This is a genomic window from Novosphingobium sp. PASSN1 (assembly GCF_002278815.1).
The window spans coordinates 564,978-588,186 of record NZ_NKIS01000002.1; the positions used below are offsets into that span (position 1 = coordinate 564,978).

The 23,209-nt window shown below is 55.8% G+C and carries 27 protein-coding genes; 7 read left to right on the forward strand and 20 right to left on the reverse strand.

The window, feature by feature from the left end:
• Window positions 1-82: 82 nt before the first annotated feature.
• From CFE35_RS05535 to CFE35_RS05555, 5 genes are all read left to right on the forward strand, one after another.
• Window positions 83-625, forward strand: coding sequence for a DUF3617 domain-containing protein (locus CFE35_RS05535; RefSeq protein WP_292928742.1), 543 nt, complete (start codon window positions 83-85; stop codon window positions 623-625).
• The gene (locus tag CFE35_RS05540; RefSeq protein ID WP_292928744.1) at window positions 622-1,182 is read left to right on the forward strand and encodes a DUF3617 domain-containing protein; all 561 of its coding nucleotides are present in this window, start codon (window positions 622-624) and stop codon (window positions 1,180-1,182) included. Before CFE35_RS05535 ends, CFE35_RS05540 begins: the two co-directional genes overlap by 4 nt.
• 95 nt (window positions 1,183-1,277) lie before the next feature.
• The gene (locus tag CFE35_RS05545) at window positions 1,278-2,354 is read left to right on the forward strand and encodes a serine hydrolase (protein ID WP_292928746.1); all 1,077 of its coding nucleotides are present in this window, start codon (window positions 1,278-1,280) and stop codon (window positions 2,352-2,354) included.
• A 116-nt stretch (window positions 2,355-2,470) separates the two neighbouring features.
• Window positions 2,471-3,802, forward strand: coding sequence for an amidohydrolase (locus CFE35_RS05550; protein ID WP_292928748.1), 1,332 nt, complete (start codon window positions 2,471-2,473; stop codon window positions 3,800-3,802).
• Window positions 3,803-3,836: 34 nt separating this feature from the next.
• A complete protein-coding gene (locus CFE35_RS05555; RefSeq protein ID WP_183939038.1) occupies window positions 3,837-4,157 on the forward strand; it encodes an HNH endonuclease in 321 nt (106 codons plus the stop codon).
• 27 nt (window positions 4,158-4,184) lie between these two features.
• On the opposite strand, the gene CFE35_RS05560 is transcribed toward CFE35_RS05555, so the two are convergent.
• The 4 genes from CFE35_RS05560 to CFE35_RS05575 all read right to left on the reverse strand — a co-directional run bounded on the left by CFE35_RS05560 (window position 4,185) and on the right by CFE35_RS05575 (window position 7,191).
• On the reverse strand, window positions 4,185-5,180 hold the full coding sequence (locus CFE35_RS05560) for a TerC family protein (protein ID WP_292928751.1): 996 nt from the start codon (window positions 5,178-5,180) through the stop codon (window positions 4,185-4,187).
• A gap of 71 nt (window positions 5,181-5,251) precedes the next feature.
• On the reverse strand, window positions 5,252-5,566 hold the full coding sequence (locus CFE35_RS05565; protein ID WP_292928753.1) for a DUF465 domain-containing protein: 315 nt from the start codon (window positions 5,564-5,566) through the stop codon (window positions 5,252-5,254).
• Window positions 5,567-5,680: 114 nt separating this feature from the next.
• A complete protein-coding gene (gene dapD / locus CFE35_RS05570) occupies window positions 5,681-6,520 on the reverse strand; it encodes a 2,3,4,5-tetrahydropyridine-2,6-dicarboxylate N-succinyltransferase (RefSeq protein WP_292928755.1) in 840 nt (279 codons plus the stop codon).
• The gene (locus tag CFE35_RS05575) at window positions 6,517-7,191 is read right to left on the reverse strand and encodes a pyrimidine 5'-nucleotidase (RefSeq protein ID WP_292928757.1); all 675 of its coding nucleotides are present in this window, start codon (window positions 7,189-7,191) and stop codon (window positions 6,517-6,519) included. Before CFE35_RS05575 ends, dapD begins: the two co-directional genes overlap by 4 nt.
• 391 nt (window positions 7,192-7,582) lie before the next feature.
• Between CFE35_RS05575 and CFE35_RS05580 the strand changes: the two genes are divergently transcribed.
• Complete coding sequence (locus tag CFE35_RS05580; protein WP_292928759.1) at window positions 7,583-9,688, forward strand: S8 family peptidase; 2,106 nt, start codon at window positions 7,583-7,585, stop codon at window positions 9,686-9,688.
• Here the strand turns inward: CFE35_RS05580 and CFE35_RS05585 are convergent.
• The 10 genes from CFE35_RS05585 to CFE35_RS05630 form a co-directional block, all read right to left on the reverse strand.
• Window positions 9,685-10,041, reverse strand: coding sequence for an iron-sulfur cluster assembly accessory protein (locus CFE35_RS05585; protein WP_292928761.1), 357 nt, complete (start codon window positions 10,039-10,041; stop codon window positions 9,685-9,687). The genes CFE35_RS05580 and CFE35_RS05585 overlap by 4 nt on opposite strands.
• Window positions 10,038-10,505: an SUF system Fe-S cluster assembly protein gene (locus CFE35_RS05590; RefSeq protein WP_292928763.1), complete on the reverse strand. Its 468-nt coding sequence runs from the start codon at window positions 10,503-10,505 to the stop codon at window positions 10,038-10,040. The genes CFE35_RS05585 and CFE35_RS05590 overlap by 4 nt, the downstream gene beginning before the upstream one ends.
• A 94-nt stretch (window positions 10,506-10,599) precedes the next feature.
• The gene (locus CFE35_RS05595; RefSeq protein ID WP_292928765.1) at window positions 10,600-11,808 is read right to left on the reverse strand and encodes a cysteine desulfurase; all 1,209 of its coding nucleotides are present in this window, start codon (window positions 11,806-11,808) and stop codon (window positions 10,600-10,602) included.
• 115 nt (window positions 11,809-11,923) lie between these two features.
• Window positions 11,924-12,646 (reverse strand): SufD family Fe-S cluster assembly protein, encoded by a 723-nt coding sequence (locus CFE35_RS05600; RefSeq protein ID WP_292928767.1) that lies wholly within the window; start codon window positions 12,644-12,646, stop codon window positions 11,924-11,926.
• Window positions 12,647-12,648: 2 nt separating this feature from the next.
• Entirely contained in the window at window positions 12,649-13,392 is a 744-nt protein-coding gene (gene sufC / locus CFE35_RS05605) for a Fe-S cluster assembly ATPase SufC (protein WP_292928769.1), read from the reverse strand.
• Between the two features lie 52 nt (window positions 13,393-13,444).
• Window positions 13,445-14,947 carry a Fe-S cluster assembly protein SufB gene (gene sufB / locus CFE35_RS05610; RefSeq protein WP_292928771.1) on the reverse strand — a complete coding sequence of 501 codons (1,503 nt, stop codon included), beginning with the start codon at window positions 14,945-14,947 and terminating at the stop codon, window positions 13,445-13,447.
• Window positions 14,944-15,357: an SUF system Fe-S cluster assembly regulator gene (locus tag CFE35_RS05615; protein WP_292928773.1), complete on the reverse strand. Its 414-nt coding sequence runs from the start codon at window positions 15,355-15,357 to the stop codon at window positions 14,944-14,946. Before CFE35_RS05615 ends, sufB begins: the two co-directional genes overlap by 4 nt.
• A gap of 65 nt (window positions 15,358-15,422) precedes the next feature.
• Window positions 15,423-16,274 (reverse strand): DUF6597 domain-containing transcriptional factor, encoded by an 852-nt coding sequence (locus CFE35_RS05620; RefSeq protein ID WP_292928775.1) that lies wholly within the window; start codon window positions 16,272-16,274, stop codon window positions 15,423-15,425.
• Between the two features lie 170 nt (window positions 16,275-16,444).
• Complete coding sequence (locus CFE35_RS05625) at window positions 16,445-17,947, reverse strand: glycerol-3-phosphate dehydrogenase (RefSeq protein ID WP_292928783.1); 1,503 nt, start codon at window positions 17,945-17,947, stop codon at window positions 16,445-16,447.
• The gene (locus CFE35_RS05630) at window positions 17,944-19,056 is read right to left on the reverse strand and encodes a putative sulfate exporter family transporter (RefSeq protein ID WP_292928785.1); all 1,113 of its coding nucleotides are present in this window, start codon (window positions 19,054-19,056) and stop codon (window positions 17,944-17,946) included. Before CFE35_RS05630 ends, CFE35_RS05625 begins: the two co-directional genes overlap by 4 nt.
• Before the next feature lie 25 nt (window positions 19,057-19,081).
• Between CFE35_RS05630 and CFE35_RS05635 the strand changes: the two genes are divergently transcribed.
• The gene (locus CFE35_RS05635) at window positions 19,082-20,341 is read left to right on the forward strand and encodes an MFS transporter (protein WP_292928787.1); all 1,260 of its coding nucleotides are present in this window, start codon (window positions 19,082-19,084) and stop codon (window positions 20,339-20,341) included.
• Here CFE35_RS05635 and grxD read toward each other — a convergent pair whose 3' ends face one another.
• The 6 genes from grxD to CFE35_RS05665 form a co-directional block, all read right to left on the reverse strand.
• On the reverse strand, window positions 20,342-20,668 hold the full coding sequence (gene grxD, locus CFE35_RS05640; RefSeq protein ID WP_292928789.1) for a Grx4 family monothiol glutaredoxin: 327 nt from the start codon (window positions 20,666-20,668) through the stop codon (window positions 20,342-20,344).
• A gap of 16 nt (window positions 20,669-20,684) precedes the next feature.
• On the reverse strand, window positions 20,685-20,915 hold the full coding sequence (locus CFE35_RS05645) for a BolA family transcriptional regulator (RefSeq protein ID WP_292928792.1): 231 nt from the start codon (window positions 20,913-20,915) through the stop codon (window positions 20,685-20,687).
• Window positions 20,915-21,238, reverse strand: coding sequence for a DUF1476 domain-containing protein (locus tag CFE35_RS05650; RefSeq protein ID WP_292928794.1), 324 nt, complete (start codon window positions 21,236-21,238; stop codon window positions 20,915-20,917). The genes CFE35_RS05645 and CFE35_RS05650 overlap by 1 nt, the downstream gene beginning before the upstream one ends.
• Window positions 21,239-21,305: 67 nt before the next feature.
• A complete protein-coding gene (locus CFE35_RS05655) occupies window positions 21,306-22,301 on the reverse strand; it encodes an NADPH:quinone oxidoreductase family protein (RefSeq protein ID WP_292928796.1) in 996 nt (331 codons plus the stop codon).
• Window positions 22,302-22,310: 9 nt separating this feature from the next.
• Window positions 22,311-22,904 (reverse strand): 3-isopropylmalate dehydratase small subunit, encoded by a 594-nt coding sequence (gene leuD / locus CFE35_RS05660; protein ID WP_292928798.1) that lies wholly within the window; start codon window positions 22,902-22,904, stop codon window positions 22,311-22,313.
• Window positions 22,905-22,908: 4 nt separating this feature from the next.
• On the reverse strand, window positions 22,909-23,115 hold the full coding sequence (locus CFE35_RS05665) for a hypothetical protein (RefSeq protein ID WP_292928800.1): 207 nt from the start codon (window positions 23,113-23,115) through the stop codon (window positions 22,909-22,911).
• Window positions 23,116-23,209: the final 94 nt, after the last annotated feature.

Sequence of the window (23,209 nt, forward strand, 5' to 3'; positions counted from 1 at the left end):
AAAGTGGTTTTGATCGCCTGTTGCCTTTTTGATAAGGTAGAGACACAAGACGGAAACCAAAACCGAGCGAGAAAGAAAACCGATGCACAAGTTCTTCCTATTGGGCGTTGCGGCGCTAGCGATTTCAGCATGTTCCGACAAAGGCGCGGACACTGACGGAGATGGTAAAATCAGCAATGCGGAAGCAACGACCGAAATGGCAAAGGGTGGCGCAATGGCCATGAAGCCTGGTCTGTGGGAAGTGAAAATCGGTTTCAACAAGGTTGAAGCACCTAGCGCACCAGCGGATGTGCAGGAAAAGATGAAAGCGCAAATGGGCCAGGGCGTGACCCAGCGCAGCTGCCTCACCAAAGAGCAGGTTGAAAAGCCCAGCACCGATTTCTTCGGCGCGCCGCCTGAAGCAAATTGCACCTTTGAAGAATTAAGCCGTTCGGCGGATGGTATGAAGGTCGCGATGACCTGCAAGCCGGGCGGACCAATGGTCATCAAGAGCAAAATGGATGGCAAATTCCAAGCCGAAACATACACGATGAACATTGACCAGAGCACGGAAGGCACGCCGATGGGCGCAGTCAAGATGACGGGCAAGATCGATGGCAAACGCGTTGGGGATTGCCCAGCATGAAACCAGCAACCGGGATAAAATTAGCTGCTGCCGGATTCGCGCTCTGCGTTCTCGCATCATGTTCAGACAATAGCGCCGACAAGGATAACAATGGCGTGATCGACAGCAAAGAACGCGCCGCCGAAATGGATTATGATGCATTTATCCCGATGAAGGCGGGGCAGTGGGAAACCAAGTTCGTCTTCACCGACATTGATGTGCCGACGTTGGGCAAAGCAGAAAAGCAGCAGATCATGGACGAGGTCGCAAAGAGCGCGTCGAGCCGCAGCTGCCTGACGGAAGCAGAAGCGAAAAAGCCGGGTGCAGATTTCTTTGGCGGCAATGGCGCGGAGAAATGCGTTTATAAGGCATTTGACGTCTCGGGCCAAAATGTCCGGTTGAAGCTGTCATGCGGGATGGAAGGCATGGGCAGTGTCGACATGGAACTTGCGGGCGTCATGGGCGAGACCGAATTCAATTATGACAGTAAGGTCGATGTCCGGTTGCCGATGATTGGCAAGGTGAAGATGCAGGGCAAAGCAACCGGCAAATATGCAGGCGCCTGTCCGGCTGCATGATGCAGAGGATAAGACCGTCGTGGAATAGGACGCGAGTCGCGTCGCTCATCACGGCTGTGTCCTTGTGTACGGCGGCGCTTGGCGGCTGTGCAACAATGCCTGCCTCGGCTGAACGTACGCTTCCTTTGGCGGCGGAGGTCCGGGTTGATTTTACCGCTGACGGCATCACGCACGTGTTCGCCCACGGGGACGCTGGTGTTGCAGGCCGTCCCGTAACGCTTGATGATCCTGCGCGCGTTGCATCGATCTCGAAACTGGTGGTGGCAATCGCGGCGATGCGGCTGGCGGAGCAGGGTGTGCTTGATCTTGACCTTGATGTCGGTCTTTATCTGGGCTGGCCCGTCCGCAATCCAGCCTTCCCTGATGCGCCGGTGACCATGCGTGCCTTGCTGTCCCACCAAAGCGGGCTGCGCGACGCTGTCGATTATATCGTGCCACTGGATGGCAAGCTTTCAGACGTCATTGCCAACCCAAAAGCGTGGGATGCGGCGCACCCAGCGGGAAGCTATTTCTCCTATGCCAATATCAATTCGCCCGTGATCGCGGCGGTGATGGAAAGCGCTACGGGCGAACGGTTTGATCGGTTGATGGCGCGGCTTGTGCTGACGCCGCTTGGGCTTGATGCCTGCTACAATTGGGGCGCGGGGTGCAGCGAGGGACGGCGCGCACAAGCAGTCACTTTGTTGCGTCCAAATGGCGATTTGGCCCGTGATGCCGCCATGAAGGGGCCCGACCCTTGCGCGGTGTATCCTGCCACCAACGGCAGCTGTGATGTTGATGCGCTGTACGTTCTTGGGCGCAATGGTTCGGCGTTTAGCCCGCAAGGCGGCTTGCGCATTTCCGCACGCGATCTTGCCAAAGTGGGCCAGCTGCTGTTGCGGCAGGGGGCACCCTTACTGTCTAAAAAGAGCTTCGCCGAAATGACTGTACCAGTGTGGACGTTCAATGGTTCAAATGGCGATGACGACAAAGGCTATTTCACGGCATATGGCCTTGGCGTGCATTGGTTGGAGGACAGTGCAGGCAATCGATGGTTTGGCCATGTCGGTGAGGCATATTCGCTGCGCGCCGGGTTTTGGATTAACCCCGTAGAAGGCAAGGGATTTTACCGCTACGTGACGATGGTTGATGAATTTTCACCCGTCGGGCATTGCTTTGAACGGTGCCCGTGATAGCGTAGCATTCAGACCGAGGCGGCCTGACCCAATAGGGGAAATTTGAGCCGCCGCATAACAGATACGCTGCGCGCCAAATGGTAATGCAGACACAATGGGGGACAGTGTTTACAATGAAAAAGACTTTGTTGGTCGCGCTTTTGACAAGCGCACTGATGGCCAAACCAGCTGCGGCCCGCCCGGATTATGCCGACGCCGTCAAAGCAGACTATGATAAGTCGCTCGCCAGCCTGTGGGACCATTTCCATCGCAATCCTGAACTGTCGTTCCGCGAATATAAGACTGCCGCCCGGATGGCAGAGGAACTGCGCACCGTGCCTGGCATGATCGTGACTGAAAAGGTTGGCGGAACCGGCGTTGTCGGCATGCTGAAAAATGGCGATGGTCCAGTCGTGCTTGTCCGTGCCGACATGGACGGGTTGCCCGTGCAGGAACGTTCGGGCCTCGCCAATAGCTCCACCGTCAGACAGGTTGGCGTCGATGGCCTTGAAATGCCCGTCATGCATGCCTGCGGCCATGATGTGCACATTACCTCTTTGCTGGGCACGGCGCGGCAAATGGCGCGCATGAAAGACCGGTGGAAAGGCACAATCCTGTTCATCGTTCAACCCGCTGAAGAGCGCGTTGGCGGTGCCAAGGCCATGGTACAGGACGGTCTATATACCCGTTTTCCCAAGCCTGATTATGCGCTTGCTTTCCATGTGGCCGCAGAATTGGAAACCGGCAAAATCGCGGCATCGGAAGGCATCCAATATTCGTCCGCTGACAGCGTCGACATCCGCGTTCCCGGTATCGCAACGCACGGCGCTGCGCCGCATCTTGGCCGTGACCCCGTCTACATCGCGTCGCAGATTGTTGTGGGTCTTCAGTCGATCATCAGTCGGGAAAAGGGTCCCTTGGACGCTGGCGTGATTACCGTTGGCGCATTCCACGCCGGGACAAAGCATAACATCATTTCGGAATACGCCGATTTACAGGTGACCGTGCGTGCCAACAGCCAAGCGGTTCGCGATCAGCTGATTGCCTCGATTGAGCGTATGGCAAAAGGTATTGGCGCGGCCAATGGTTTGCCAGCGGATAAATTGCCTATCGTCAAGGTAAGCGAAAGCACGCCGGTCACCGTCAATGACGCTGCGCTTGCCCGTCGCTTGAATGGCGCGATTGCGACGGCATTGGGTAGTGACGTTGTTGTGCCATTCCGCCAAAGCAACATGGGCGCTGAGGATTTCGCGTTCTTCGTGGATCAGCAATATGGCATCCCGGGATATTATTTTGCGGTCGGCGGGACAAAGCCCGAATGGATTGCTGCTGCGAAAAATGGCGGACCAGCCGTTGCCGGTCACCATTCGCCCTTGTTCAAGATCGATCCCGAACCGTCGGTCCGCCTGGGCATTGAGGCGATGACAGCCGCCGCGTTGGATTTGCTTGGAACAGGCAAGAACTGATTGAGAATATCTGGCAGGTTACGGAGCGGCTACAATGGCGCGAAAAAATCGCGATTTTTATGACTCTGACGAAGAGTCCATTGCGCCCGAAGTAACCTGCTGGCTGTGTTCGCGCCCGATGGGCGAGGTCACCGAATGGCATCATCCTGTGCCCAAAAGCCGGGGTGGCAAGGAACGGCAGCCGGTGCACCCGATTTGCCATCGGACCATTCATGCCAATTTCACCAACAGCGATCTCGAAAAGCGCTTTGCAACCGTTGATGCGTTGTTGGCGCATGAAGAAATCGGACGGTTCGTGGCATGGATTGCAAACAAACCGTCCGACTTTAATGCGCCAACGAAGGATAGGCGTTAGCGTTTAGCCGTGCCGCTTAAGTCGCGGCTAAACAATATGGGATGGACCCGATGTCTCTTCACCGCGCGTTTTCCAGAGCGAAAAGAATATGCCTCCCAAAATTAGCGCGAAGGTGACGCCAAGGCTTAGGACGGGCGGGAACTTGTCGCCGTCCATCATAAAGTCTGAAACGAAGATTTTCGAACCAATGAAGACTAGAACCAATGCCAGCGCATATTTGAGATAATGGAAACGATGGACCATCGCGGCGAGTGCGAAATACAAAGCACGCAGACCCAAAATCGCCATGATGTTTGACGTGTAGACGATGAACGTGTCGGTGGTGATGGCAAAGATCGCCGGTACCGAGTCCACTGCGAACACAAGATCGGCGAGGTTGATGACGACAAGCGCCAGAAACAATGGCGTCGCAGCGCGCACCATCTTACCGGTCTTGTCATCTGGTACCTTCACAAAGAACTTCTCGTCATGAAGCTCTTTGGTCACGCGCATATGCTTTGAAATATATTTGACCACCGGGTTCTTGGCGACATCCATTTCCTGGTCGCCAGAAAACAGCATCTTGATACCAGTTCCAATAAGGAAAGCCGCGAAGATATACAGCGTCCAATAATATTCCTGTACGATAGCGGCGCCAGCGGCAATCATCAGGCCGCGCAAGATGATGACAGCGATAATGCCCCATAGCAATGCGCGGTATTGGTATTTCCTTGGAATTGCGAAGAAGGTGAAAATCAGGCTGATGACAAAGACGTTGTCAATCGACAGCGCTTTCTCGATGAAAAAGCCGGTATAATATTTCATGCCCATGTCTGCTCCCTTTTGGAACCAGACCCAAAGGCCGAACAGCATCGCAATACTGATGTAAAACGCCGACAGCTTCAGGCTTTCGGCGATGCCCATCTCTTTATCTTCCTTGTGCAAAATGCCAAGGTCGAACGCGGTGAGCGCGATCACTATGCCTATAAAGGCCAACCAGAACCAAGCCGGTGTGCCCAACCAGTCCATCATCAAAAATTCCATGAAATCATTCCCTGTATTGTACGTGCTGACGCCGCGCAGATTTAAACGCGCGCGGCGTCAGCTTTCAAATATTAAGCGCTTTTAAGGCGCAGACGATGGCCAAAGGAGGTTTGCGCGCGGCGCGCCAAACGATCCTTGATCGCTAGCTTCAACCGCTTCAGTTTCTGGATGCGCAACACGTCTGGCCAGCGTCGTGAAATTTCGGCGCGCAGTTCGCGATCAATTTTTTGGTGATATTGCATCAATCGAAATGACGAAAAAGTCATGACTACATCCTCTTGAACATTGTTTAAGTTCAATCGGATGTTCCGGGCAAAGCCTAGCGTATTTCGGGGGTTTGAAGACCGCCTGACCAATGCACCGGAAACATCCGATGCGGCCGACATCACGTTCCTTCCGAAGAAGCGAAGCGCCAGAGGGGCCCGGTCCGCCTACCTCGTCTGGAGTAAATCCGTCCGAATTGCAAGTCCGTTTTGATCGTCCCCGCTCGGCTCGGCGAATTAATCCCTCAACAGGTCGTTGATTGCAGTCTTTGCGCGGGTCTGTGCATCGACGCGTTTCACGATGACCGCGCAGGAGAGATTTGGGCCCGGGCTGTCGTCGGGAAGCGCTTTGCCCGGAAGCGACCCGGGGACAACAACCGAATATGCCGGTACGCGGCCCACAAATATTTCGCCCGTTGTCCGGTCAATAATCTTGCTGGTGGAGCTGATGAAAACACCCATCGAAAGCACTGCGCCTTCTTCGATAACGACGCCTTCAACAACTTCTGACCGTGCGCCAATGAAGCAATTGTCTTCAATGATGACGGGGCCAGCCTGCAGCGGCTCAAGTACGCCGCCAATGCCAACGCCGCCCGACAGATGGACATTTTTACCAATTTGCGCGCAGCTTCCGACCGTTGCCCATGTGTCGACCATAGTACCTTCATCAACGCGTGCGCCGATATTTACAAAGCTGGGCATCAACACAACATTCTTGCCGATGAAGCTGCCGCGCCGCGCGACGGCGCCGGGCACAACGCGGAATCCTGCGTCCCGGAAGCGGCTTTCGCCCCATCCTGCAAATTTGGAAGGGACCTTGTCATAGGCAGGGGCGCCAGCTGCGCCGCCGTCAACCAAGACATTGTCATTCAACCGGAACGACAACAAAACAGCCTTTTTAAGCCATTGGTTGACCTGCCAACTGCCGTCCAGCTTTTCTGCAACGCGCAGTGACCCGTCATCAAGACCAGCCAATGCTGTTTGTACGGCGTCGCGCACCTCGCCTTGCGTGGCACTGCTGATCCCGTCACGGGCGTTCCATGCGGCGTCAATGATGGCAGTTAGTTGTAAAGTCATGCGGCTCTTTCAAAGCTGTGAATTTCCGATAGCCATTGGGTCACATCGGTAATTTCATGGTCGATATGGTCTTGATGGGCTGCGCTATCAGCTTCGCCTTCATGTTTCACCCAAATTGTGCGCATACCCAACGCTTTGGCGGGAACCAGATTATGCGCGGAATCTTCCACAAAAAGTGCACGCGTTGCGTTGATTGTAAGTTCGCTGCACAACGCGTCGTAGCTACCGGCGAATGGCTTTGGCATATGTTGCATCCGGTGGATGTCAAAAACATCTTCAAACACATCGTCCAGACCGCGCGCGGTCAACACACGTGCGGCATAAGGTGCGTCGGCGTTTGTGAAGATAATTTTTCGACCCGGTAAAGCATTAATATGCCCACGCAAATCCGGCGCGGGTTTCAATAGGCTCAGGTCAACCTGATGCACAAAATCGAGATAGCCGTAAGGGTCAACCGCATGTTCAGCCATCAGTCCGCCCAAAGTCGTGCCGTATTTCTTCCAATAACGATGCCGGATTTCGTGCGCCTCGACGGAGCCGATTTGGAAATGATCCTCGACATATAGCGCAATACGGTCCCGGATCTGCGCCATGATATTTGCCTCAGGGCCATATAAGGTGAGGTCAAGATCAAAGATCCATGTGTCGATATCGGTGAAATATGATTGCATGGTCCGCGCGTAACAACCCGTTGGGAATATCTCAATCAACATATTAACATTGGCGAAAGCGAATCGTGTTTAAAGGGGTGTTCCCGGATAGAAGGTTTGCAATGTCATGAGTTCAGCTTTGTTTGATCGTAAGCTGGTCATCGGTGGGTCGATTATATTTGCATTGTCGCTTTCTGGCTGCGGTGGCGGCGGTGGAGGTGTCAATTCGAAACCACCGGCACCGCCCGCGTCCCCTCCGGTTGTGGCACCGCCCCCTCCACCATCCCCGCCTTCTCCAACCCCGCCGCCGCCGACAAATTTTGCGACAGCGGAATTTAATCGGTCGGATGGTCCGGATTTTCACAACGCGGTAACGGCCTATCGTGCCGGCGCATCGGGATTGGGTGTCACCGTGGGCGTTATCGATTCAGGGATTGATCCCAATAGCCATGAATTCACCGGTCGCATTCATGCGCAGTCGGGCGATGTCACCGGCGCGGGCAGACCGCTTGGCGACGATGACGGTCATGGGACTGAAGTCACGCGCGTACTCGCCGCTGCCAAGGATGACCGCGATGTCCACGGCATTGCTTTTGACGCGACAATTTTGGTGTTGCGGGCAGACCAACCTGGAAGCTGCACCACCGCCACACCCGGTGAGGATGCAGCAAAATGTTCGTTTTTTGACTCCGCGATTGCAGCAGGCGTGGAACGCGCCATCGACAATCGCGCGCGTGTTATAAATATATCTCTGGGCGGGGCAGGTGGCGCGAGTGCTGCGCTTCGTGCGGCGATCAACCGCGCGACTCAGGCAGGCATCATCATCGTCGCTTCTGCTGGGAACGAAGGTAATGATGCAGTGCCTGCGTTCGACCCCAACAACCCAAGCCCATTTGCGCAGGCATTGTTGGCCAATGGCAACGGTCTCGTCATCATCGCTGCGTCGGTCGATGATCAGGGCGTGATTTCAAACTTCAGCAACAAGGCTGGCGTTTCGCAGGCGTCGGTTTTGTCCGCACTGGGGCAGGGTATCTGCTGCGAATATCGGGACGACGCAATTTACCGTTACAACCAAAATGGTCAGACGTTCATTCGCGTTTTCAACGGTACTTCATTTTCAGCGCCACAGATTGCCGGTGCTGCAGCATTGCTCGCGCAGGCTTTCCCGAACCTGACGGGTTCCCAAATCGTCAATTTGCTGCTGACGTCCGCGCGTGATGCGGGCGACCCCGGCACCGACGCAATTTACGGCCGCGGCATTTTGGATATTGCGCGCGCCTTCGCGCCAGCAGGAACGACCTCGCTCGCCGGCACAACAATAATAGTACCGCTTTCGGGCGATGGTGGCACGACAAGTGGCCCGATGGGCGATGTTGCTATGTCCAATCGTCCCGTGAACGCGGTGATCGTGGATAGCTATGGCCGTGCATATGACATCGACCTTGCGCATGGTTTGAATGCCGCTGCGCCCCGGTTGCGGTTAACGCCTGCGCTTATTCATCACGACCGATCGGTCAGCGCGGTTCTTGGCACAACCCAAATTGCATTTTCGATCAGCGACAGCGGCGTTGGCACAGCTAGCATATTGCCGCTTGCGCTTTCGGACGGGCAAGCGCGACAGGCGCGGTTGTTGGCGGGCCGAGTGAACGCAGCGATTACCAAAGATACACGTTTTAGCTTGGGCATCCGGCAAACGGCCGCCAATCAGGTCGCGGCCTTGCAAGATATGACCAGCAGCGCGTTTTTGACCGCTGGTGAGGCACGGATGGAGGGCGGCTTTGAACGCCAACCAGGCAATTCCTTCGCCCTGCGACAGCAATTGGGTGCTTTTGGGCTGACGGGCAGCGTTGAACATGGCGACGCCCGTCTTTATGAAGGTGCCGGCGACGAATATCTCCGCCGCAGTGCGCGCGAATATCCCTATGCAGCATTAGGGTTGTCGCTGGATCGTAAAATCGGGCCGGCCAGATTGGCGCTGGGTGCCAATTGGATGCGGGAGGATGAAACGATCCTCGGCGCCCGCTTTGGCAACTTCATAGGTCGCGGCGGTGCGCGCAGCCTGTTCATGGACGGCAATATGGAAGCAGCTTTGGGACAGGGCTGGTCCATCGGCACCAGTTGGCGGCAAGGGTGGACCTATCCCAATGCGGGGTCGACACTGACTGGACAAAGCCTGCTGAAGAGCAACGCATTTTCCTTTGACGTCACACGGGCCAACGCATTTACGCCCGGCGACCGGCTGGCGTTTCGGTTTGCCCAACCGCTGCGTGTCACCAGCGGCGGCCTCGCGCTGAGTGTGCCCGTTGCCTATGATTATGCTACACTCACACCGACATTCGGCATCAGACGCTTCAGTCTTGCGCCACAAGGGCGCGAAATCGCGAGCGAGATTGCTTGGATATTGCCAATGAGCGGCGGCTATTTCTCGTCAAACCTGTTCTGGCGACAGGAGCCGGGGCATTTCGAAAGCGCGCCGGATGACATCGGCGTGGCGTTCCGGCTGCAGTTCGGTTTTTAAACCGTAAAGCTTTCGCCGCAGCCGCAACTGCCGGTCGCGTTGGGATTATTGAAGACAAAGCCAGCGGCAAATTCATCTTCGACCCAATCCATGATGCATCCGACGAGATAGAGCACCGAGCCTCCATCGATATAGAGCACGCCGCCGGGCGTTTCGATTTTTTCATCGAAGGCGATGGCCTCGGACACATAGTCGACCGAATATGCGAGGCCCGAACAGCCCCGACGCGGCGTGGATAGCTTTACGCCAATCGCGCCTTCAGGTGCTTTGGACATAAGCTCGGTAATCCGCGCTTCCGACGCGGGCGTCAGTATGACTGCAGCGGGGCGAACCCGGGTCTTTACATCGGTCATAACATTCCAAGCTCCAGACGGGCTTCATCAGTCATATTGGCTGGCGACCATGCGGGTTCCCAGACCAAATTTACTTCAGCGTCACCAATGCCCGGTACTGCGCCAACGCGCAGTTCAACTTCACCCGGCATGGATTCCGCCACTGGGCAATGCGGGGTCGTCAGTGTCATCGACACGAGCGCATGGCCGTCATTGATCTCGACATTGTAAATCAGGCCAAGGTCGTAAATGTTCACCGGAATTTCCGGGTCATAAATTTCCTTAAGCGCTGCAATGACCGCTTCGTATAAATCGCCATCAGGTTCGCCCGGTGATGGCGCGACAGGTTTCTGCGCGAGAAAGCCTTCCAGATAATCCTTCTTGCGGGCCAATGTTTCGCCTGGTGTTTCGACCGCGTTTTCCACGCGCGCGCGGGGCGGCTTTTCGACGCTATCAACTTCTTCTATCCGGATGTTCTCGTTCATAATTACTCCTCGTCATCCTGAACTTGTTTCAGGATAACACGCGACTGCGGTTTGTTTTGCTGAAACAAGTTCAGCATGACGAAAGCGGGGAAATTCATCCAAAAATCCTTTTCACCCGTTCCAGCCCGCGCACCAGCGCTGCGACATCATTTTCGTCATTGTAAATACCAAAGCTCGCCCGCGCGGTGGCGGGGATGCCCAGATGGTCCATCAGCGGTTGTGCGCAGTGATGGCCGGCACGAATGGCGACATTTTCTTCGTCCAATATCGTTCCGATATCGTGCGGATGGATGCCCTCCATGCTGAAGGACACGATGCCAGCGGACTTCTCCGGACCGTATAAGGTGACCGAATTGATGCCGCGCAAAGCGTCACGCGTTTGCGCGGCGAGCGCGCTTTCATGCGCAAATATCGCTTCGGGACCAAAACTGTCGATAAAGTCGATCGCCGCGTGCAGCCCAATCACCTCGATAATCATCGGGGTGCCCGCCTCAAACCGCGATGGCGCCGGGGCGTAGGTCGTTTTTTCAAAGGTCACGCGATCAATCATCGCACCGCCGCCTTGCCATGGCGGCATGGAATCCAGCGTTTCCGCCTTTGCCCACAACACACCAACGCCGGTTGGGCCATATAATTTGTGGCCGGACATGACGTAAAAGTCGCAGCCAAGCTCGGCCATGTTCAACCGCATGCGCGGCGCGGCCTGACAGCCATCGAGCATGAGCTTGGCACCGACAGCATGTGCAGCCTTGGCCGCACGCTTTACGCCAAGGACCGACCCAAGCACATTGGACACATGCGCGAGCGCGACGAGCTTATGCTGTTCAGTAAGGTTCGCTTCCAGCCAGTCGAGGTCAATCAGGCCGTCGTCGGTCAGCGGGCAGACGTCGATATGCGCGCCAACCTTTTCCGCCAGCATCTGCCACGGCACGATATTGCTATGATGCTCCAACTGGCTGAGCATGATGCGGTCGCCAGCGTTCAGATTGGCGGGGCCCCAGCTTTGTGCGACCAAATTGATGCCTTCGGTCGCGCCGCGCACGAACACGACTTCGTTCGGCGATGCTGCGCCGATGAACCGCGCCACGCGCTCGCGCGCTGCCTCAAACGCGACGGTCATATTGGCCGAGCGGGCATAGACGCCGCGATGGACGGTGGCATAATCGGCGCCACCGGCACGCATCATCGCGTCGAGCACGACCTGCGGTTTTTGCGCCGTCGCGGCGGTGTCAAGATAATGCCAGTTGTTCGCAAGGCCGGGGAATTGGTCGCGGATTTCCGATGGGCGCGTGAGGACAGCCACGTTCACAGCAATACTCTGTCACCCTGAACTTGTTTCAGGGTCTTAATGGCGACCTTATCAGCCGCAATTAACAAGTAAGATGCTGAAACAAGTTCAGCATGACGAAGGGGAGAGGTCACACCAATTCCCCTAATTTCTTCAGCGCCGCTTCGGTCAGCGCCTCTTCATCAGCTGCGCCTTCAAACACGCCAGCAACGAACGCCTGCAACATCAGCTTCTTTGCCTCGGCAGGGGTAATGCCGCGCGCTTGCAGATAGAAAAGTCCCATGGCGTCCAACTCGCCAATCGCGCAGCCATGGGCGCATTTGACGTCGTCGGCGTAAATTTCGAGTTCCGGCTTGGCGTTGGCCGTCGCGCTGCGGTCCAGCAGCATCGCTTTGACGGACTGCACGCTGTCGGTTTGCTGGGCATCGCGTGCCACGGCTACTTTGCCAAGATAGGTGCCTGTCGCTGTACCCGCCAAGACGGAGCGCACGATCTGCGATGACGTCGCGCCGGGTTCGGCATGGGTGACAGTGGTAATGACCTCAAGCGTTTGCGCACCACCACCAATTTGCGCCGCGCCAAGTTTGAAATCAGCCTTTTCGTGCAGTGTGACGTTAAGCTCTACCCGCCCATATTCACCACCGATATTCAACACATGGATCGCGGCGGTGGCGCCTTTGCCAATCGCGATGTCCAATTGATGGATAGTGCCGCTGTCCTGAATGATGGTCCGCGCAAATGTGCCGCCCGCAGATACGATGATACTTTCGGGCGCAGGCAATGGCCAAGCCGCTTCGACGGCGGCAATGTCGCTGTAGCGCCATGCTTCATTGTGGCGGGTGGGCGCGGACATGCTCAAGCCGCCAATTCCTTATACCCGTCACGCTCCAGCTCAAGCGCTAGTTCCGCACCGCCGGTCCGCGTGACGCGACCACCGTCGAGGACATGCACAAAGTCGGGTTTCACATAATCAAGCAGCCGCTGATAATGCGTGATCAGCAGCACGGCCTTGTCCGGTTTGCGCATGATGCGGTTGATGCCATCACCCACTGTGCGCAGCGCGTCGATGTCGAGGCCGCTGTCGGTTTCGTCGAGGATCGCAAGCACAGGGTCGATGATACCCATTTGCACCATCTCGTTGCGCTTCTTCTCGCCGCCCGAAAAGCCGACATTTACTGGACGCTTGAGCATCTCCATATCCATGCCAAGCGCTCCTGCCTGTTCGCGTGCGACCTTCAGGAATTCTCCACCGGTTAGCGGCGCCGCACCGCGATATTTGCGCTGCGCATTTAACGCCTCGCGCAGGAACTGGACGTTCGATACGCCGGGAATTTCGACCGGATATTGAAAGCCCAAGAACAGACCGGCGGCGGCGCGTTCATGCGGTTCGAGGGCGAGCAAATCCTGCCCGTTGAAGGTCACCGAACCTTCGGTCACCTCATAACCTGGCCGACCCGAAAGCACGTAACCCAGCGTCGATTTTCCCGCGCCGTTCGGACCCATGATCGCATGGATCTCGCCCGCGTTCAGCGAGAGCGTGAGGCCTTTGAGAATAGGCTTGTCGCCAACATTGGCGTGGAGGTTATTTATTTGGAGCATATGACGTCTGTTTTTCCGTTAAATCGTTTTGCGTTGGAGAGGCGACAATGCCTCACCCCACGCTCCCCTCAAGGCTAATGCCCAACAACTTTTGCGCCTCAACCGCGAATTCCATCGGCAATTGCTGCAGCACTTCCTTGGCAAAGCCGTTGACGATCAGTGCGACCGCTTCCTCGGCGTTCAGGCCGCGAGCCATTGCGTAGAACATCTGGTCGTCTGAAATCTTGCTCGTCGTCGCCTCATGTTCAATCTGCGCGCTTGGGTTGCGAACTTCGATATAGGGGACAGTGTGTGCGCCGCTCAAAGACCCGAGCAACAGCGAGTCACATTGGGTGAAGTTGCGCACGCCCTCGGCATTGGGCGCAACGCGCACCAGGCCGCGATAGGTGTTGTTGCTGTGTCCGGCGCTTATACCCTTGCTGACGATGGTCGAGCGCGAACCCTTGCCATTGTGGATCATCTTGGTGCCGGTATCGGCCTGCTGGTGATTGTTGGTCACCGCGACCGAGTAAAATTCGCCAACGCTGTTTTCGCCGTTCAATACGCAGCTTGGATATTTCCATGTCACCGCGCTGCCGGTTTCCACCTGGGTCCAGCTCACCTTGCTGTTCCGTCCCTGACACAATGCGCGCTTGGTGACGAAATTATAAATGCCGCCTTTTCCTTCCGCGTCGCCGGGATACCAGTTTTGCACGGTCGAATATTTGATTTCGGCATCGTCCAGCGCGACCAGTTCGACCACAGCGGCGTGCAGCTGATTCTCGTCGCGCATCGGCGCAGTGCAGCCTTCGAGATAGCTGACATAGCTGCCCTTGTCGGCGACGATCAATGTCCGTTCGAACTGCCCGGTATTTTCCGCGTTGATACGGAAATAGGTCGAAAGCTCCATCGGGCAGCGCACCCCTTCGGGGATGTAGACGAACGTGCCATCGGAAAAGACCGCGCAATTGAGCGTGGCGAAATAATTGTCGTGCATCGGCACAATCTTGCCCAGATATTTGCGGACAAGGTCAGGATATTCCTTAATCGCTTCCGAAATGCTGCGGAAGATAACGCCAGCCCGCTCCAATTCAGCGCGGAAGGTTGTGGCAACCGAAACGCTGTCAAATACGGCATCAACCGCGACGCGGCGTTGGGGCAAGCCACCATCTTCACCGCCATCGACACCGGCGAGCAATTTCTGTTCGGCAATCGGAATACCCAGCTTTTCGTAAACGCGCAGGATTTCGGGATCGACCTCGTCCAATGAATTCAGCTTTGGCTTTGCCTTGGGCGCGGCATAATAATACGCGTCCTGATAATCGATGGGCGGCACATTGAGCTTAGCCCAATCCGGCGCTTCCGTCTTTTTCCACATCGCAAAGGCCTTAAGCCGCCATTCGAGCATCCATTCGGGCTCATTCTTCTTTGCCGAAATAAAGCGCACGGTATCTTCGTTCAGGCCCTTTGGCGCAAAATCGGTTTCAATGTCCGACGACCAGCCATGCTCGTAATCAGCGACCTTTTCGGCGGCGTCCCACGCAGCCTTGTCTTTGATTTCGATATCGTCGGTCATCGCGTCAGTCCTGCCAAATTGATTTGCGCAAGCGCACCGCGCACAGCGTTGTTGACGACGGGCCAATGCGATTGGACGTGGCAGCTGCCTTCTTTCGCACAATGCTGGCCCAAGGCGTGTTTATGCGTATCGCAGCACGCGGTCATCGCAATTGGGCCTTCGACGGCCTCAATAATATCCGCCAGATTGATTGCCGCAGCAGGACGGGCAAGCGTGATGCCACCCCCCGTGCCACGTGCCGAACGCAATAGGCCCGCCTTGGTCAACACGCTCACCAGCTTTTGAGTCGTGGGCAGGGCAAGGCCGGTTTCGGTCGCAAGGTCCGTCGCAGATACGCGCGCAGAGCCGCAATGGCGCGAAGCCGCGCTCATAACCACCACTGCATAATCTGCCATATTCGACAAACGCATAACATTGACCCTAATCAGATAAATTTACTCCGATTTGGGTGAGATGGTCCTTTTGTCTGCGGAAATCAACCCAGAAAGGATTCGATGTCTCGGTAGTTTTCCTTGCTAAGCCACAAGCGCATCACTTTTGCATTGCTGCTGTCCAATGCGCCCGGTGTGCGTCCCGCGAATTGGCGGATCTCACGGATCATATGCGGCTGATCGTAAAAGGTGGATTCGACTTGCGACCGCATTTCCGCCGTTGCGTTTGGGTCTATCATGATAGTTGCTGCCCGCAGCGCCCGATATTTGCGCATTAACAGCTTTGGCGCGCACCCGAAAAATCTCGCGATAAGCCGCGCGGCGGTGCTGCGCGACATGTCGAGTTTGGTGTAAAGCTGCTCGACGTCCGGATCAAAATCGCTTGATATCCAACGAATGACTGTCTGAATCATTTGGATATGGGAATTCGGGATTGGCCGCAGACGCAGGAGTAAGAAATGTGTGACTTCATCGACAATCTGCGAAAGCCGCATCGTGCCTTCCGCGAAGCCTGCGGTAATAGCTTGGGCGAGGGTTTCTATTTCCAGGCCAAATAATTCAGATGCCGGCACTGCCCGATCTGCGTACTGATTGGCAGGCTGACCGGTGAGCGCAACAAAACCGAGTGGCGAAAGCGCAAATCCGAGATGATAAAAAGGGCCTTCGAAGGTGAATTCCGCAGCACCAAGGCCTGGCCCTACAATAGTTGCGCCTTTTGCCGGGACGGTATGTCCGTCCTGAAACTGCAAATTGGCGCTGCCTTTCAACAAGAAAAGCAGCTGCCCCAATGCCGCCGGCATTTGGTCGGTAAGACGTACTTTTTCACACTGGAAAAAATAGACATGCGTGACAAAGGGCGCGAGCGCAGCCGGGGGAGCAAATTGGGTAACTTTCATGCTATCGGCTGATAGCTCAGCGTCATTGTCTAGGACTGTGTTGGAAACATTTTGTCCAAGCGTCCGCCTGCTATACATCGCTCTTGTTTCCCCGTTCAATATCAAGCGTATACTATAGTATACTATACGCAATACTTAACGTTCACGATATCGTTTTGGGTTAAACGGTTTTATTCTGGTAATTTGCCGGCGACGTAATTTTCCAAATATTGTGTTTCTTCAGCAGAAAAACGCAGGCCCAGCTTGCTGCGCCGCCACAATACATCGCTTGCGGAGCGCGCCCATTCCTGGCCGATCAAATAGTCGACTTCGTGCGCATACAGCCCATGGCCAAAATGCGTGCCAAGATCTGCGATGGTGTGGGCATCGGCCAGAATTGATCGCGTCAGCGTCCCATAGCTGCGTACCCAGCGGTGGGTGAGGGACGCAGGCAGAAACGGGAATGCGCGCTGCAGTTCATCCGCCAAGTTATCGGCGCCATCGGTCGGAAAATCGCCACCCGGAAGCGGCTGTTTGAGGGTCCAGCTTCGCCCATCGAGAATAGGCATATATCCAGCGAGCTTTTTGACGGCGCTTTCTGCCAAGTGACGGTATGTTGTAATCTTTCCGCCGAAGACAGACAGGATCGGCGCTTGCCCATCTGCATCAACGTCGACTTCGAAATGGTAACCGCGCGATGCGGTTTCAGGCTTGCCCGACCCGTCATCGACCAGAGGACGAACACCGGCATAGCTGTATATGACGTCTGCCGCAGTAATGGTTTGTTTGAAATATGCCCCAGCTGATTCGCAGATATAATCGATTTCCTCGGGCGTCGCGATAATGTCATCAAGCGATCCCTTGTGATCGGCATCGGTCGTTCCGATCAGGGTGAAATCATCCTCATACGGTATCGCGAAGAAGATCCGGCCATCAGGGTTTTGGCAGAAATAGGCCTGCGGCGTATCGAACATTTTGCGCACAACGATGTGGGACCCGCGCACAAGCCGGATGGTTTCGGCGGCATTGTGTTGACGCCCGGTGGTGCGCGCAAGCAGTTCAAGCACCGCTGGCCCTGCTGCGTTGGCAATGGCGCGCGCCTGTATAGGCGGCTGCCCTGCAATTTCGATATGCCAGATGCTGTCACGTCGCTCGATGTGTGTCACTTCGCAATGCGTGCGGATGTCTGCACCATGTTGTGCGGCGTCCATGGCGTTGAAGATCACCAATCGGGCGTCATCGACCCAGCAATCGGAATATTCGAATGCAGTTGTGAATTGGGGCTTCAGCGGCTTACCAGCCGGTTCAGACGCAAGCTTTACGGTGCGGGTCGCGGGGAGCAGTTTGCGGCCGCCAATATGGTCATATAAAAACAGGCCCAAGCGGACGAGCCATGCGGGCCGAATACCTTTTTGATGCGGAAGGATAAAGCGCAGCGGCCAAATGATGTGCGGTGCAATGGCCCACAACCGCTCGCGCTCAATCAAAGATTCCCGCACCAGCGCGAATTCATAATGCTCAAGATAACGCAGGCCGCCATGGATCAGTTTTGTCGATGCAGAGGATGTGCCGCGCGCAAGATCACCGCGCTCGAGCAAGACAACTTTTGCGCCTCGTCCGGCTGCGTCGCGGGCAATGCCTGCACCGTTTATGCCGCCACCGATTACGGCGAGGTCAAAAATTGGCTGGCTCATAAAAATCCCCATGCAAAGGTCGCCGCAGCGATGAAAGCGGTCAAAGTGGCGAGCATGACGGGCAGCATCGCCTTCCAGCCTTGCCCGAGTAACAGATCAAGCCGAGACCGCATAGCTGTTGCGGTAACTGCGAACAAGAGCATCGCTTTGGATGCCAGCAGGCCATATTCGGCCACCCATTTCGGCGCGTCGACAAGCGAGTTGATGGCAACCACCGCGAAGAACGCGATGATGAACCAAGGCAGTTTCAACTTCGCAGCAAGGCTTTTCGATTGGCCACTGCCCGAACCGATCGCTAGGCCAATAAGCGCCACTGCGGGGGCCAACAAGGCCACGCGCGACAGCTTTACGATGGTAGCCGTTTCACCAGCGGATTGGGAAAAACTATAGCCACCGCCGAGCGACTGCGCGACATCATGTATCGCAGCGCCCATCAGGAAACCCGCCTGACGATCCGTGAACGCAAGCTGCGCCGCGATGAGGGGGTAAAAGGACATGGCGATAGCACTGGCGAGCGAAACACCCACCAACGTTAGCGTAAATTGGTTCTGGTTCAGCCGCTCGCGGCCAATAACGGCGTAAATAGCCAAAGCAGCTGACGCGCCACAGATGGCTGTCGCGCCGCCAGCCAGCCAGCCAGCATAATTGCTTTGCCCAGCCAGTCGCGCGCCGAATAGGCCCGCACCCATCACCAGCGCCATGATACAAACCAGCCCCAGAAACGCCAGTGCACCCAATCCGCCGATTTGCATCGCGGTAACCTGGGTCCCCAACAGAACGATGCCCCACCGCAAACAAGATGTGCCGCAGAAATCGAGGCCCGAGTGGACCTTTTGCTCAGCCGACACAAAATTGAGTGCCAAACCAAGCAGAAGCCCGGCAAATATGACGGGCATGCCATAATGTTCGGAGAACCAAGTCGCTGCAACCGAAGCGATACCAACGACAGCAAGACCCGGGAACAATGCGCGCATCATCAATCGTTTACGCGGTGCCGGATTGTCCTCAGCAAGATATGTCTCGCCGTACAGGTCAGCGATATAATTCGCGTTTATGTCTTGCGGTGTCATATGGCCTTCTATAGGCAGATGCATCAGAAGTTCCAGCATAAAGCAGGACTTGGGAGAGGATTCAATGGCCGACACCGAGATCGCAACGTCGGGCTATGCCGCACGGTATATCCGCTACGGACTCATTGCCCTTTTGTTTTTCGGCACGGCGCTCAATTATCTCGACCGACAGGTTCTCGCACTTCTAAAGCCCACATTGCAGGTTGAGTTTGGTTGGACCGACCGTGAATTTGGTCATTTCGGATCAGCATTTCAGATCGCCACGGCAGTAGCTCTACTCGGCGTCGGGTGGTTTATTGACCGCTTCGGCGTACGCTGGGGCTATGGTTTGGCCGTTGCGATATGGAGCTTGGCGGGCATGGGACATGCTTTTGCCAGTTCGGTGGGACAGTTTGTCGCAGCGCGTGTCACCTTGGCTGTGGCAGAGTCGGTCAATACGCCCGCGGCGATGAAATCCGCCGCCACATATTTACCCATTCGTGAACGATCCATCGGTATTGGCGTGATTAACAGCGCGTCCAATATAGGCGCAATTCTGGCGCCGCTGACCGTGCCATGGATTGCCATCACTTATGGCTGGCGCGAGGCGTTTATTATCACTGGCGCGCTTGGCTTTGTCTGGCTGGTTTTCTGGTGGCTTGGGACAAGCAAGCTTCAGCCATTGGGAACAGCTGCGCCAACCATCGCCAATCCAGCAGACAAGGGCCCACCATGGCGTGAACTGTTGAAGGAACGGCGGACATGGGCCGTGGCCGGCGCAAAGCTGCTTACGGACCTTGTTTGGTGGTTTATATTATTTTGGGCGCCAGACTTCTTTGCGCGGCAATTTGGACTGGGGCAGGCCGAAATAGGCGCGCCCACCGCAATCGTATATGCGCTGGCCGCGGTTGGCGCGTTGACCAGTGGCATATTGTTCCCGATCCTATTGGGTAAGGGAATGACACCAAATGTAGCGCGCAAAAGCTCCATGCTCTTTTACGCCTTGCTGATTTTACCCATTCCCTTGGCCCTGCAAGCACCAAATGAATGGGTTGCAGCGCTTATCATCGGGCTGGCACTTTTCGCGCATCAGGGTTTTTCGACCAATATTTTCGGTATGACAGCGGATATTGTTCCCGCGCGTCAGGTCGGCAGCGTGATCGCAATTGGGGCTTTGGTCGGTAATTTGAGCGGCGCGGCTATGCTTGAATTCGCTGGCTGGTCGCTCGATGCAGGCCTTGGCTACACGCCGATGTTCGCAATCTGCGCAAGCGCCTATCTAATGGCGTTGCTGTGGATTCACATCATGCAGCCAAGACTGATTGTGGTAAATGACGCCGACTGATTAGTCAGCCTTGGCCAAGCCTTCGGCGTCTACCATAGCTTGCAGTTCGCCAGCTTCGTACATTTCCATCATGATGTCCGAACCACCCAGGAACTCGCCCTTGACGTACAACTGCGGGATTGTTGGCCAATCGCTATAATCTTTGATGCCCGCACGGATTTCCATATCCTGCAATACATCGACGCTTTCATAAGCGACATTCAGATGGTCAAGAATGGCGATCGCCTTGCTGGAAAATCCGCACTGCGGAAACAGTGGCGAACCTTTCATGAAAAGGACGACAGCATTGCCTTTGACGATCTCATCGATCCGTTCGTTTACGCTCATTTCAATACTCCAATAATCAGGGAATGGCTGTTGTCAGCTGAAGTGCATGCAAGACACCGCCCATGCGTCCGCCCAAAGCGTCATACACGGCCTTGTGCTGTTTTACGCGCGGCATGCCGCGAAAGCTTTCGCTGACGACGCGCGCGGCATAATGGTTGCCGTCGCCCGCAAGGTCAGTGATTTCGACAAGCGCATCGGGAAGCGCGGCCTGAATCATTTCCTCAATTTCGTGCGCGTGCATTGCCATTATGCTGGCTCGATAAACTGACGGCGGGCTTCAACCATTTTCTCGTCAAGCGCAGCGCGGATCATCGCGTCATCCACGTCTACCCCAGCCGACGTTAAGTCGCCAAGCAGTTTACGGATAACGTCTTCATCGCCAGCTTCTTCAAAGTCCGCCTGCACGACCGATGTCGCATAAGACGTTGTTTCTTCAGGGGTCAGGCCCATTTTTTCGGCTGCCCACTGACCCACAAGTTTGTTGCGGCGGGCGGTAATCTTGAATTGCAGGTCTGCATCATGTGCAAACTTGTTTTCAAAGGCGTTTTCGCGGTTGTCAAAAGTCGTCATGATGCCGTTCCCATTCGCTGTTGTTTAAAGATAATGCCTGCATGGTCACTCAACAAGGCTGGTCTTGTTAAATGTGAACGACCAGCTTTCCAACGGCTGCCCGGTCCCCCAAGCGTGCGATCGCTGTTCCCGCGTCCGCAAGTGCGAAGGTTTCCGAAATGCGCGGCTTGATCTTGCCCGCTGCATATAGGTCAAACAGCTCGGCTATGTTGGCGTGATTTTTCTGCGGCGTACGTGCGGCAAAGGCGCCCCAGAAAACGCCGCATACGTCGCAGCTTTTCAGCAGTGTGAGGTTTAATGGCAATTTCGCGATTCCGGCGGGAAAGCCAACCACGAGAAACTTGCCTTCCCACGCAATCGACCGGACGGCAGGCTCGCTATAGTCACCACCCACGGTGTCATAAATGATATTATATCCGTCCCGGCCAGCGGCCGTTTTGAACAGCTCGGCGACAGCTTTGGACTGGTCCTTGTCGAACGGCTGATGCGGATACACGACAACTTCGTCAGCGCCTGCTTCGCGCGCGATGTCTGCCTTTGCCTCGCTGGAGACACCGGCGACGACACGGCCGCCAAATGCCTTGGCCAGTTCAATGGCCGAAATCCCGATGCCGCCTGCGCCGCCAAGCACAAGGACATTGTCGCCCGACTTCATATGGCCGCGATCCTTCAGCGCGTGGATGGACGTGCCATAGGTCATCAACAAAGCTGCGCCATCGTCAAAGGACATGGCGTCGGGCATTTTGAAGCAATTGAACGCTGCGACCGCGACTTTTTCGGTCAGACCGCCATTGCCGCACAGGCCAATGACGCGGTCGCCAATGGCAAAACCGGTAACGCCTTCGCCAATGGCTTCGACTGTGCCCGCAATTTCTCCGCCCGGCGCAAAGGGGCGCTCAGGCTTGAATTGATAGAGGTCGACAATCATCAGGGTGTCGGGAAAATTAATCGAACAGGCCTTTACCGCGACCACAACCTGACCGGGTCCGGCAAGGGGTTCAGGCAATTCGCCCATGACAAGTGTTTCTGGGCCGCCGCTTGCGGTCGATAATAAAGCGCGCATGTCTCTCTCCTAAACGGGGTTTGGCGCCAGCCAGGGCCGGTCCGCAGATAATTTGGCTTCGTACACCGAAATCGCGTCGCTGCTTTTTAGCGTCAGGCCGATTTCGTCTACACCGTTAATCAGGCAATGTTTACGGAACGGGTCGATTTCAAATTCGAACCGGTCCTGAAACGGCGTGGTGACGGTTTGCGTTTCCAGATCGATGTGAATGTCATCGGTCCGCGCGACTTCCATCAAACGGTCAATCGCCGCCTGCGGAAGGACGATGGCGAGCAAGCCGTTCTTGAACGCATTGCCCGAAAATATGTCAGAAAAGCTGGGCGCAATCACCGCGGATATGCCCAAATCGGCCATAGCCCACGCCGCATGTTCGCGGCTCGATCCGCAACCGAAATTGTCGCCAGCGATCAATATCGGCGCACCGGCATATTCAGGGTCGTCAAACACGTTGCCCGGGACCGCGCGCAAGCTTTCGAACGCACCCTTGCCCAGTCCAGCGCGGCTAATGGTTTTAAGCCACACCGCGGGGATGATCACATCAGTGTCGATATTTTTCAAACCGACGGGATAGGCCCGGCCTTCAACACGGCTTATCGCTTTCATAATTTTAGTCCGTATCTGTCTTGGGCTGATTGTGCGTCATTGGCGCACCCTCATTCTCTGGCGATAGGGGTTCCAGCTTACCCTTTTTCTGGGTCAGGCTGCGGCGTCCTGCGTACAAAAGTGCTGCGACAAGTGCCGCCGAACCCACTGCAGCGCCAACCTTTGCTGTGGTCGACCATTTGTCGTCGCCATCGGATTTTTTATTGGTCATATGCCTGTTCCTTGATGCCAACTGCTTTAGCTTTGGCATTTGTGACAAGTAAAGGAAATAGCTTCAATGGCACCGCCGCATAGGCCAGCGGTGC

Bases quoted from the DNA above. Each gene is read 5' to 3' on its own strand.
- dapD (WP_292928755.1), bottom strand. From the start codon at position 6,520: ATGACTTTACAACTAACTGCCATCATTGACGCCGCATGGAACGCCCGT.
- CFE35_RS05555 (WP_183939038.1), top strand. From the start codon at position 3,837: ATGGCGCGAAAAAATCGCGATTTTTATGACTCTGACGAAGAGTCCATT.
- CFE35_RS05590 (WP_292928763.1), bottom strand. From the start codon at position 10,505: ATGAACGAGAACATCCGGATAGAAGAAGTTGATAGCGTCGAAAAGCCG.
- sufC (WP_292928769.1), bottom strand. From the start codon at position 13,392: ATGCTCCAAATAAATAACCTCCACGCCAATGTTGGCGACAAGCCTATT.
- CFE35_RS05650 (WP_292928794.1), bottom strand. From the start codon at position 21,238: ATGACGACTTTTGACAACCGCGAAAACGCCTTTGAAAACAAGTTTGCA.
- CFE35_RS05630 (WP_292928785.1), bottom strand. From the start codon at position 19,056: ATGCTGGAACTTCTGATGCATCTGCCTATAGAAGGCCATATGACACCG.
- CFE35_RS05655 (WP_292928796.1), bottom strand. From the start codon at position 22,301: ATGCGCGCTTTATTATCGACCGCAAGCGGCGGCCCAGAAACACTTGTC.
- CFE35_RS05535 (WP_292928742.1), top strand. From the start codon at position 83: ATGCACAAGTTCTTCCTATTGGGCGTTGCGGCGCTAGCGATTTCAGCA.
- CFE35_RS05635 (WP_292928787.1), top strand. From the start codon at position 19,082: ATGGCCGACACCGAGATCGCAACGTCGGGCTATGCCGCACGGTATATC.
- CFE35_RS05540 (WP_292928744.1), top strand. From the start codon at position 622: ATGAAACCAGCAACCGGGATAAAATTAGCTGCTGCCGGATTCGCGCTC.
- CFE35_RS05565 (WP_292928753.1), bottom strand. From the start codon at position 5,566: ATGTCGGCCGCATCGGATGTTTCCGGTGCATTGGTCAGGCGGTCTTCA.
- CFE35_RS05615 (WP_292928773.1), bottom strand. From the start codon at position 15,357: ATGCGTTTGTCGAATATGGCAGATTATGCAGTGGTGGTTATGAGCGCG.
- CFE35_RS05545 (WP_292928746.1), top strand. From the start codon at position 1,278: ATGCCTGCCTCGGCTGAACGTACGCTTCCTTTGGCGGCGGAGGTCCGG.
- CFE35_RS05665 (WP_292928800.1), bottom strand. From the start codon at position 23,115: ATGACCAATAAAAAATCCGATGGCGACGACAAATGGTCGACCACAGCA.
- leuD (WP_292928798.1), bottom strand. From the start codon at position 22,904: ATGAAAGCGATAAGCCGTGTTGAAGGCCGGGCCTATCCCGTCGGTTTG.
- CFE35_RS05645 (WP_292928792.1), bottom strand. From the start codon at position 20,915: ATGGCAATGCACGCGCACGAAATTGAGGAAATGATTCAGGCCGCGCTT.
- CFE35_RS05600 (WP_292928767.1), bottom strand. From the start codon at position 12,646: ATGTCCGCGCCCACCCGCCACAATGAAGCATGGCGCTACAGCGACATT.
- grxD (WP_292928789.1), bottom strand. From the start codon at position 20,668: ATGAGCGTAAACGAACGGATCGATGAGATCGTCAAAGGCAATGCTGTC.
- CFE35_RS05625 (WP_292928783.1), bottom strand. From the start codon at position 17,947: ATGAGCCAGCCAATTTTTGACCTCGCCGTAATCGGTGGCGGCATAAAC.
- sufB (WP_292928771.1), bottom strand. From the start codon at position 14,947: ATGACCGACGATATCGAAATCAAAGACAAGGCTGCGTGGGACGCCGCC.
- CFE35_RS05620 (WP_292928775.1), bottom strand. From the start codon at position 16,274: ATGAAAGTTACCCAATTTGCTCCCCCGGCTGCGCTCGCGCCCTTTGTC.
- CFE35_RS05560 (WP_292928751.1), bottom strand. From the start codon at position 5,180: ATGGAATTTTTGATGATGGACTGGTTGGGCACACCGGCTTGGTTCTGG.
- CFE35_RS05585 (WP_292928761.1), bottom strand. From the start codon at position 10,041: ATGACCGATGTAAAGACCCGGGTTCGCCCCGCTGCAGTCATACTGACG.
- CFE35_RS05550 (WP_292928748.1), top strand. From the start codon at position 2,471: ATGAAAAAGACTTTGTTGGTCGCGCTTTTGACAAGCGCACTGATGGCC.
- CFE35_RS05575 (WP_292928757.1), bottom strand. From the start codon at position 7,191: ATGCAATCATATTTCACCGATATCGACACATGGATCTTTGATCTTGAC.